This is a genomic window from bacterium (genome assembly GCA_026398675.1).
Taxonomy (GTDB): Bacteria; RBG-13-66-14; RBG-13-66-14; order RBG-13-66-14; family RBG-13-66-14; genus RBG-13-66-14.
In genome coordinates this window covers 1-9302 of record JAPLSK010000045.1, presented here as the reverse complement: position 1 = coordinate 9302, position 9302 = coordinate 1, and the positions used below count along the sequence as shown (strand labels likewise).

Annotated in this window: 11 protein-coding genes; 6 read left to right on the top strand and 5 right to left on the bottom strand. The window is 61.9% G+C overall.

All coding sequences use genetic code 11. From position 1 onward, the window contains the following. Window positions 1-510, bottom strand: a 510-nt coding sequence (locus NTW26_00665) for a PhoU domain-containing protein (GenBank protein ID MCX7020786.1), incomplete at its 3' end; no start/stop codon positions are given. A gap of 10 nt (window positions 511-520) precedes the next feature. Next, complete coding sequence (locus NTW26_00660) at window positions 521-1666, bottom strand: Na/Pi symporter (protein MCX7020785.1); 1146 nt, start codon at window positions 1664-1666, stop codon at window positions 521-523. Between the two features lie 326 nt (window positions 1667-1992). Here NTW26_00660 and NTW26_00655 point away from each other — a divergent pair, with 326 nt between their 5' ends. Both NTW26_00655 and NTW26_00650 read left to right on the top strand, forming a co-directional pair. After that, window positions 1993-2652 carry a hypothetical protein gene (locus NTW26_00655; protein MCX7020784.1) on the top strand — a complete coding sequence of 220 codons (660 nt, stop codon included), beginning with the start codon at window positions 1993-1995 and terminating at the stop codon, window positions 2650-2652. Between the two features lie 152 nt (window positions 2653-2804). Continuing rightward, window positions 2805-3470, top strand: a complete 666-nt coding sequence (locus NTW26_00650; GenBank protein MCX7020783.1) for a hypothetical protein — start codon at window positions 2805-2807, stop codon at window positions 3468-3470. A gap of 131 nt (window positions 3471-3601) precedes the next feature. On the opposite strand, the gene purN is transcribed toward NTW26_00650, so the two are convergent. Beyond that, window positions 3602-4216, bottom strand: coding sequence for a phosphoribosylglycinamide formyltransferase (gene purN / locus NTW26_00645; GenBank protein ID MCX7020782.1), 615 nt, complete (start codon window positions 4214-4216; stop codon window positions 3602-3604). Between the two features lie 84 nt (window positions 4217-4300). Here purN and NTW26_00640 point away from each other — a divergent pair, with 84 nt between their 5' ends. The 4 genes from NTW26_00640 to NTW26_00625 all read left to right on the top strand — a co-directional run bounded on the left by NTW26_00640 (window position 4301) and on the right by NTW26_00625 (window position 7481). Next, window positions 4301-4999: an adenylyltransferase/cytidyltransferase family protein gene (locus NTW26_00640; protein MCX7020781.1), complete on the top strand. Its 699-nt coding sequence runs from the start codon at window positions 4301-4303 to the stop codon at window positions 4997-4999. A 5-nt stretch (window positions 5000-5004) separates the two neighbouring features. After that, the gene (kdsB, locus tag NTW26_00635; protein MCX7020780.1) at window positions 5005-5754 is read left to right on the top strand and encodes a 3-deoxy-manno-octulosonate cytidylyltransferase; all 750 of its coding nucleotides are present in this window, start codon (window positions 5005-5007) and stop codon (window positions 5752-5754) included. Then, window positions 5744-6547 (top strand): GTP cyclohydrolase FolE2, encoded by an 804-nt coding sequence (gene folE2, locus NTW26_00630; protein MCX7020779.1) that lies wholly within the window; start codon window positions 5744-5746, stop codon window positions 6545-6547. Before kdsB ends, folE2 begins: the two co-directional genes overlap by 11 nt. A 64-nt stretch (window positions 6548-6611) precedes the next feature. Next, entirely contained in the window at window positions 6612-7481 is an 870-nt protein-coding gene (locus NTW26_00625; protein ID MCX7020778.1) for an Mrp/NBP35 family ATP-binding protein, read from the top strand. Between the two features lie 196 nt (window positions 7482-7677). On the opposite strand, the gene NTW26_00620 is transcribed toward NTW26_00625, so the two are convergent. Next, entirely contained in the window at window positions 7678-8352 is a 675-nt protein-coding gene (locus NTW26_00620; GenBank protein MCX7020777.1) for an energy transducer TonB, read from the bottom strand. Window positions 8353-8509: 157 nt separating this feature from the next. Beyond that, window positions 8510-9302, bottom strand: a 793-nt coding sequence (locus tag NTW26_00615; protein MCX7020776.1) for a hypothetical protein, incomplete at its 5' end; no start/stop codon positions are given.

The following is a 9302-nucleotide window of genomic DNA, read 5'->3' as shown; positions in this document are numbered from 1 at the left end:
GTTGATCAGCTCGTTGGTTTTAGCGGACACGTTCTTGTGGTTCACCAGCACCTGCTGGGCTGCCCCGGCGTCCAGCTCCATGAAGCCCTTCAGCGTGAGCCCGAAACCGTCCTTCACCAGCTCCTCGGTCGCCAGGAGCTCGGCGAGGCGGTGGTACTTCGATTCAAGGATGGGGCCGGGGTACGCCACTGCCACCTCGTAGAGGTTCTTCGTGAAGTCTCCCACCCGCTCCAGGTCTATGTTCACGTTCAAAAGCACCAGACCCGCGATGGGGTTGTCCCCGGGATTGAGCACCAGGTGCTCGGCGATGATGCGGCGGATCTCCCGGTTGAGGTGGTTGACGAACCGGTCCCTCCCGTAAATGTCCACGGCGGGCTTGACACCGCGCAGCAGGTACTCCCGGATGTAGGAGTAGGTCTTGGCCACGGTCTTGATCATCTGTTCCGTTTTTTCCAGGGCCTGGTTCAGAAGACCCTTGCTCCGCCAAGCCTCCATAAACTTATCAAACATGGCCGCTTCCCTAGTTGAAGACAAAGATGACGAGAACGGGAATCAGGAAGAAAATTATACCGATGAACACGAGGGCGATGGCTCGGTTTATCCGAACCAGATCCGCGAGTTTCTTCGCCAGCGTCAGCGGCACCACGCGCAGGGGATAGAAGATGGCTATTCCGAAGATATTGAAGAACATGTGGACGAAGGCCACCGCGAGGCCGGCCGGCTCACCCGCCGCCAGGGCGGCCAGGAGCGCGGTCACCGTCGTGCCCACGTTCGCGCCTAAAGTATAGGGGTAAACCTGTTCCACCGTCAACAGCGCCGCTCCCACGAGGGGGACCATCAGGGAGGTGGTGACGGAGCTGGATTGGACGATGGCGGTGAACAGGAGCCCAAGGATGAAGGCCCTGAGCGGTGTCTTGAAGAGGTAACTGTGGAGCACCCGTTCGAACCGCTCGATCAAGAGGCTCCGCATCAGCTTAACGAGGTACATGAGCGACAAGAAGAGCAGGACCAGGGAGATTGCAAGGGCCAGCCAGTACGTCTCACCGGTAAATTTGATCACGTAGTCTTTTACGGGGTCTATTACGGCATTCAGGGGGCTCATGAAGGCGAACCCTCCTCCGCCGCCGACGCCGCCTGTCGCGGAAACACCGGACAGCCAGCACCCGAGCTTTTCCAGGGGGTGAAAGATGCATTCGACGGGCATCAGCACCGCGACGGAGCAGATGTTGAACATGTCGTGGACGGTCGCCCCGGCCAGGGCGCGGGGGAACTCGTCCCGCCGGGTGAAGTGGGTCAGGCTGACGATGGTGTTGGTGATGGTGGTGCCGATGTTCGCCCCCATGACGATGGGCACCGCCACCCCGATGCTCATGGAACCGGTGGCGACCAGTGCCACCAGCATGCTGGTAAGGACGGAGGAACTCTGGATGATGCTGGTGGCCAGGATGCCCACGAAAAGCCCCACAATGGGGCTGGACGCGCCCGCGACCAGGCCCTCGGCGAACTCACCGCCGAACCCCTTGAAAGAATCGCCCATCAGCTTGATGGACAGCATGAAGAGGTACAGGAAGGCGAGGACGCCGAGGACCTTTAAAACGCTGAGAAACGGGGACGCAACCCGCGGTTTGGTCAGCCCCGTTTCCCGGTCCGCCCGTGGTTCGTCCATATCAGGGGTGGAAGGCACCTTGGAGTGGAGTGGAGACCGCCATAAAACCGTCATATTACGGGGGTGCGGTGAGGATTGTCAACATCGCGGGGTGCGTCGGCGACCGGATGTCTGAGCATGGGGTGACGGGCGCAAAGCGAGCCGATACAGGGGTGAACGACGGCTTTCGGTCGGAGGGAAGGAAACGGGGGGGCGCGCCCGGGCAAAAAAAATGGTAATTAGCCCAACCCTGTGCTAAACTTACGTAATCTTTTCCGAGCCGAGTTAACGGTTCTTAAGTGTACCAGCGTCTCATTGCCCAAAAGGGCTCAAGCAAAGGAGAAATCGTGAAAAAGCTTCTGCCGCTTCTTCTGGTTCTGGCGCTCATCATGCCCGCCACCGCTCTGAACAAAGACGGCCTGTTGTCCATCGGCGGCCGGGTCTTCTACTGGATGCCCATGGGTGACTTCGCCAACGCCTACACCAGCTCGGTGGGCTTCGGCGCGAAGGTGGGCTACGGCCTGGCCGAAAACTTCGAGTTCATCGGCGAGGCTTGGTACGGCATGGCCGGCTTCAACGAGGACTTCTGGGGCGACACCTTCAATGACCAAGGGGACACCAACTACTACCTGGTGACCTTCCAGGTGGGCGGCCGGTTGAACCTCTCCCCTTACAGCCCCTTCGATCCGTACGTCCAGGTGGGCGCCGGTTACTACTCCTGGGCCTCCACCACGGCCACCGGGAATGATCAGGGCGGCACCGACTACACCTACAGCTCCGCCTCCGACGACAAATTCGGTGTCAACCTGCGCGCCGGCGGTGAGTTCTTCACCTCCAACGAGATGAGCGTGGACGTGGGTGTGGAGTGGAACTCGATCTTCGGCGTCACCGTGCCGATCAAGGACTGGACCGACCCCGACGATCACACCGCGGGTTGGACCTACGACACCGCGGAGCAGACGGTCAACATGCTCTCCTTCGGCATCGGCTTGAACCTCTATTTCTAGTCGCCCGAAGACGTTAAAATTCGAGGGGACCTCCGGGTTCCCTCGATTTTTGGGTGCGCCATCCACCACCGGTCAGGAACCGAACGGCGGTTCTTGGGCGTATAAAACCGGCTGTGATATACTTGACCCGTCCGACCGACAGGGAGTTGATCGTGCGCAACTTATTGATCGTAGGGATCATACTTTGTATCTGCCTCCCCGCGGCGGCGATAGATAAAACCGGCCTTTTTTCCGTGGGTCCGCGAGTGGACGTCTGGCTCCCAATGGGGCCGATAAACCAGTCGGTCCTCGAACAGGGCAGCTTCGGGGGTCTTTTCAGTTACGGCCTCGGCGAGGCGTGGTCCATCGTGGTCCGGGCGGCGCTGGACCTGGCCGGAAAAGACGCCGATTACTTCAAGGATGCCTTCCCGGCGGGCTCCGACGTGGACTTCAACCTCTTCCAGGCGCACCTGGGCCTGCGGTGGAACATGACCCCCCGCGCCCGCTTCGACCCCTTCGTCCAGTTCGGGGTGGGCTTCTTCAGCTGGCCGGTGTACAAGAGCGAGGATCCGATCACCATCCGGGGGAGACAGATGTACGAGTCGCTGACGACGGAGCGCGACCCCACCCGGGGGCAGGTCTTCAGCGGCTACGTCGCCATCGGCGGTGAGTACTTCACCGACGCCGCCCTCTCACTGGAGTTCGAGATTGGCTACGACGCCGTCTTCGACTTCCCCCGGCCCGCCAAAGAGGAGACCGAGGACCTGGTCGGCTGGAACTACGAGAACCAGCTCCTCCACATCCTCACCCTGGGTCTCGGGCTGAACCTCTACATCTGAGACCCGGGATTGGAAAAATATAGGGCGGGGACGTGGTTCCCGCCTTTTATTTACTCGAATTAAATGTAGGGCGGGGATTTCAATCCCCGCCGCTTTTACGCCCCGAACCCAGCCCTCACCCCGGCTCTGGGCTATGTGCGAATCACCCGCCGCCCATCAACGCGGTATTTCCCCGAAAGCACTATCCCCGCGGCCTCGGGGTAAAGCTGGTGCTCCTCGGAGAGGATGCGCTCCGCCAGCGTTTCCGGCGTATCATTGTCCAGGATCGGCACCACGCGCTGGGCAACAATCGCCCCGCCGTCCAGGCTCTCGTCCACGAAGTGCACCGTGCAGCCGGAGAACTTCACCCCGTACTCCAGGGCCTGGCGCTGGACCTCCAGGCCGGGGAAGCTGGGCAGGAGGCTGGGGTGGATGTTGAGGATGCGGCCCGGGAAGGCCTCCAATAGCGGCGCCTTCACCACCCGCATGAATCCGGCCAGGCAGACGAGGTCCACCCCGGCTTCGCGGAAGGCCAGGGCGTAGGCCCGGGCGTCGTCGCCGTCCAGCTTGGTCCGGTACTTCTCCGGAACCAGGGCCCGGGCGGTCACCCCCAGGGCGCGGGCCTTGGCGAGCCCGGCGGCGTCGGGAGTGTCGGAGAGGACCAGAGCCGCTTCGGCGTCCAGCCTCCCGTCGCGGCAGGCCTCGATGAGGGCGACCATGTTGCTGCCGCGACCGCTTATCATGATTCCAATCCGCTTGCGTGACAACGCCCACCTCCGGGAATAGCCCAACTTGACCCTTCAGGGAGAGGGGTCTACAATACCCGCCGTCTCCCTTCAGGTCAAGGTCCAATGAACCGCATCCTGTCCGCCGATGAACTACTCGCCCACTGGGAAACCGGGGGAAGGCCGGGGAAAGTGGTCTTCACCAACGGCTGCTTCGACCTGCTGTCTCGTGGACACATAGCCATGTTGGAGGCAGCGCGAGAACTAGGCGACTGCCTTGTGGTCGGGTTGAACGACGATGACAGCGTACAGCGGCTAAAAGGCCCCAACCGACCCTTTTTATCATTGGAAGTGCGGGGGACCATAATCGCAGCGCTGCGGGCGGTGGACTTCGTCGTCCCCTTCTCTGAAGATACACCCTTGAAGCTGATCAAAATGCTGAAGCCTGAAGTCCTGGTTAAGGGTGGCGATTACAACGAGAATGAAATAGTAGGCGCCCAGGAAGTTCAGTCATGGGGTGGAAAAGTTGAAGTTGTACCCCTGAAAAAAGCCCTGGTTCCAGAAACAGTATTTGAACCTTCAAGCCAAAATGACGACCAGATCCAGAGGCTTGAACCGGCTGATAATATACTTAACGATTCCACCTCCGAGATGGCTTATTCAATCTTTTCTGCCATGGAGGAAGAAATTAAAAAAACTGGTTTATATATTCACAGGCCATACCCACATGGAATACAGAAAGATAATTTAAAACTACTAAAAGCCCGTGATCAAACTAGGAAAGCCTCCGATAAAAAACAAAAATATATTCGTAAGAAGCGTTGACTCATATGAAATCCCCCCGGACGCTCTGCGTCATCCCCGCCCGCTACGCGAGCACCCGTCTGCCGGGCAAACCCTTGAAAAATCTGGGCGGCCGTCCACTCATCCTCCACACCGTCGAGAAGGCCGAGGGCGCGACCGCCGTGGACTGGACCGTGGTGGCCACGGACGACGAGCGCGTCGCCCGCGTGGTCCGCGAGGCCGGCCACGACGCCGTGCTCACGCCGGAGCTGCCGTCGGGAACCCACCGCGCGGCCTACGTCGCCCGGAAGATAAACTGCCGCTTCGTCCTCAACCTCCAGGGCGACGAGCCGTTCATGGACCCGAATTTGTTGAACGCCCTGGTCGCCCGCCTGGCGGAGGGGGACGCCGCGATAGCCTCCGCGGTGCACGCATCCACGGACCCCGACCTGTACCGGGACCCGAACTGCGTCAAGGCGGTCCTGGACACAGCGGGCAACGCGCTCTACTTCAGCCGCTCCCCCGTGCCCTACGACAAGTCCGGCGCAGAATTGCTCTTTCTCCGCCACGTGGGCCTGTACGGCTTCACCCGGGAGGCGCTCCTGGCGGCCGTGGAGCTGCCCGAAGGCGACCTCGAGCGCCGCGAGGGGCTGGAACAGCTCCGCTGGCTCGAGGCGGGGATGCGCATCGCCTGCATCCGCACCGACTGGAACGGCATCGGCGTGGACACGGCCGACGACCTGCGCCGGGCGGAGAGTTTCCTGGAACGTCAAGCGAGGGACGACGATGCCCGATAACCACTCGATGCACCCGCACCTCCCCGACGTGGCCAACGAAGAGCCCGCCTTCGACATCCCGCTCGACAAGGTCGGCGTCAAGCACATCCTCTACCCGATCACGGTCCTGGACCGCCACGACCATTGGCAGTCCACCGTGGCGCGGGTCAACATGTACGTGGACCTGCCCCAGGAATTCCGCGGCACGCACATGAGCCGCTTCATCGCCATTCTCAACCGCTTCCGGGGCCGGATCAGCTTCGAGACCATCCGTCAGATAGTCAAGGCCACCCGGACCGAGTTTCAGGCCATGGAGGCGCACCTGGAGCTCCGCTTCCCGTACTTCATCGAGAAGCTGGCCCCGGTCTCCCGCGAGCCCTCGCTGATGGAATACCGCGCCGGGTTCCACGCCTTCGCCCGGGGGGACGACTTCGAGATCCAGCTCGAGGTCTCGGTGCCGGTGACGAGCCTCTGCCCCTGCTCGAGGGAGATATCCGACCGGGGCGCCCACAACCAGCGCTCCATCGTCCGGATGCGCATCAAAACCGGCAACCGGCTGGTCTGGATCGAGGAGCTGGTGGCCATCGCCGAGGCGGCCGGCAGCGCGCCCCTCTACTCGCTCTTGAAGCGGGAAGACGAGAAAGCGGTCACCGAGGCGGCCTATGACAACCCCCGTTTCGTCGAGGACATCGTCCGGACGGTGGCCAACGCCCTGGGGTCCGACCCACGGATCACGGCCTACCGCGTGGAGTGCGAGAATTTCGAGAGCATCCACAACCACAGCGCCTACGCCCAAATCTCGAAGGGGCTCTGAGCCCCGTTGAAATTCCGACCGATTTAGTATACTATTACCCGAGACACCCACCGGGGAAGGAACGATGGAAGAGGAGAAACTGTCGTCCCGCGATTCCAGGCGCAAGGGCGAGGACGAGAAGCAGTGGACGCTCCGAGTGGCCGTCAACCGCAGCCTGGACCGAATCAGGCACAAGCTCTTGGTCTTCAGCGGAAAGGGCGGCGTCGGCAAGTCCACCGTGGCGGCGAATCTGGCCGTGACCCTCGGCATGGCGGGCCAACGCGTCGGCCTGCTGGACATAGATTTCCACGGCCCCTCCATTCCCACCCTGATGGGCCTCGCCGGGAGGCTCCTGGACACCGACGGCGAGCGGGCGATCCCCCTCGTCGGTCCCGGAGGGGTGAGGGTCGTCTCGATCGGCCTCTTGATTCCGGACGCCGATCAGGCCATGATCTGGCGCGGGCCGTTGAAGATGGGCGTGATAAACCAGCTCATCGGCAACACCCGTTGGGGTGACGACGACGGGGCCGCGGACGACCTGGACTGGCTCATCATAGACTCGCCCCCCGGGACCGGCGACGAGCCGCTCTCCATCGCCCAGACCGTCGTCGGGGCCCTGGGGCTCCTGGTGACCACGCCCCAGACCCTCTCCACCGACGACGTGCGCCGGAGCATAGGCTTCGCCCGCCGCGTCGGCATGACCGTCGTCGGGGTGATAGAAAACATGGCCGGGCTCGTCTGTCCCCACTGCGGCGGGGGCATTGACCTATTCAAGCGCGGTGGCGGCGAGAAGCTGGCCGGCGAGTTGGGCGTACCCTTCCTCGGCAGCGTGCCGCTGGACCCCACGGCGGTCGAGGCCGGCGACTCCGGCAAGCCCATGGTGTTGAGCCTGCCCGATTCCCCGGCCACCCAGGCGCTCCTGGCCGCCTTCAAGCCAATTCTGGACCTGGCCTAGAACCGGGCGGATACTTACTTAACAACTAAACCTCCCGCGGGAGGTTTTTTGCTGTGAAGTTCCTGAGATGTCAGTGCCTGAGGACACCGTAAACTAACATATCCACTGTTCTTGTGGCGGTGAGGGCGGCGGCGATCAGCATGATGACTGCGATTTTTTTCATCTCATTACCCCCTCCTCCGGGGTCGCGGTCCAGCTAGTAGACGTTAATCTCGAACTCATAGGTGACGGAGATCTTCTTAGCTATGGGGACGCCGTTCTGGGTGGCCGGCCTCCACTGGGAGGCCCAGGCGGCCTCAATCGCCGCCTGATCGGCCTCGCTCTCGCCAGTGCTGCGGATGACCCAGACTTTGCCGATGTTGCCCGCCTCGTCAATGTAGAGCCCGATGGAGCAGGTGCCTGACCAGCCCGCGTCCTTGAGCATGGGCGGGAACACGGGCTCCGGAGCGGAAATCTTCTCGGGCGGCGTGAACCCCTGCTCGGCTTCGAAAACCGAGTGCGAGGATTCCAGGTTGTGGATGGCGTCCAACTCGACGGCCTTGTACAACGCCAGCCCCTCCTCACACTCCTTTAGAAGAGCCCGACTTTCATCAATCAAGCAAAGCGCGGTCACATAAATCTTGGCTACTTCCTCGTCACCATCATACGCCTTTGCCTCCTCTATTTCCTGGGCAACACATTCCAACTGCACGATGATGCAGTCTAATAAGGCTTTCCTTACCATCATCATTTGTTGGTCTTGGATATGGATTCCAGCCTTTACAGTGTCCAATTGTTCAGCGGCAGTCGCAACGGCGTCTTCCCAGCGCGCCTGTTCGCAGCTCAGGACAAACAATATAACCATCAGCATGATGACTAAAGTCTTCTTCATCGTGACCCCTTCTCGGTTTTGCTCGTAGGGGCGGGGCTCCGTCCCCGCCCGCGGGCGACCGCCGAGGACTCGTCCTGCGGGTGTCCCATACGGAGTTTCGTCACAAATAGAATAGACCATTCCCACCAACAATGACATCAGGATTGCCAAGGCCGGTCTAGCCCTTCCTCGAACCCCCGCCCAAATTCTTTCTCTTGAGCGAAAAAGACCGCTGGTCCTCCTCGGTGACCAGTCGCCCGCCGGAGAAGGCCAGGGTGTACAGGCGGCTCACCCCCGCCTCCACCATGGTGACCCCCACCAGCGTATCCGCCGCCTCCATGGTGCGGCGGTTGTGGGTGATGACGAGGAACTGGCTCTTCTGGGCGAAGATGGCCAAGAGCTTCAGGTAGCGGTCCACGTTGGCGTCGTCCAGGGGGGCGTCTATCTCGTCCAGGATGCAGAACGGGCTGGCCTTGACCTCGAAGAGGGCGAAGAGGAGGGCGATTGCGGTGAGCGCCCTCTCGCCGCCGGAGAGGAGGATTAACGGCTGGCTCCCCTTCCCCGGAGGCCGGACGTTTATCTCGATCCCCCCCTCCAGCGGATCCCCGCCGGTGAGGGTCAGCCGGGCCTCGCCGCCGGAGAAGAGGTTCCGGAACAGCTTCTCGAAGTTGACCACCACCTGGTTGAAGGTCACCAGGAACCGTTCGCTCGCCTCGGCGTTCAGTCGGCGGATGGACTCACCCAGGCTCACTGCACCGCGCTCCAGCTCGTCGCGGCGGGAACGGTAGAAGTCGCGACGTTCGCAGGCGGCGTCGAAGCTGGAGACAGCGGCGTAGTTGATATCGCCCAGACTCGCGCGGAAACGGCGGAGGCGCTCGACCCGCCCGTGCGCCTTGGCGAGCTCGAAATCCTCCGGCAGCTCCATCCCCGTGATATCGTGACCGGTGTGCTCCCGGGCCTCGATGGCCAGT

Bases quoted from the DNA above. Each gene is read 5' to 3' on its own strand.
- NTW26_00660 (MCX7020785.1), bottom strand. From the start codon at position 1,666: ATGGACGAACCACGGGCGGACCGGGAAACGGGGCTGACCAAACCGCGG.
- NTW26_00640 (MCX7020781.1), top strand. From the start codon at position 4,301: ATGAACCGCATCCTGTCCGCCGATGAACTACTCGCCCACTGGGAAACC.
- kdsB (MCX7020780.1), top strand. From the start codon at position 5,005: ATGAAATCCCCCCGGACGCTCTGCGTCATCCCCGCCCGCTACGCGAGC.
- folE2 (MCX7020779.1), top strand. From the start codon at position 5,744: ATGCCCGATAACCACTCGATGCACCCGCACCTCCCCGACGTGGCCAAC.
- NTW26_00625 (MCX7020778.1), top strand. From the start codon at position 6,612: ATGGAAGAGGAGAAACTGTCGTCCCGCGATTCCAGGCGCAAGGGCGAG.
- NTW26_00620 (MCX7020777.1), bottom strand. From the start codon at position 8,352: ATGAAGAAGACTTTAGTCATCATGCTGATGGTTATATTGTTTGTCCTG.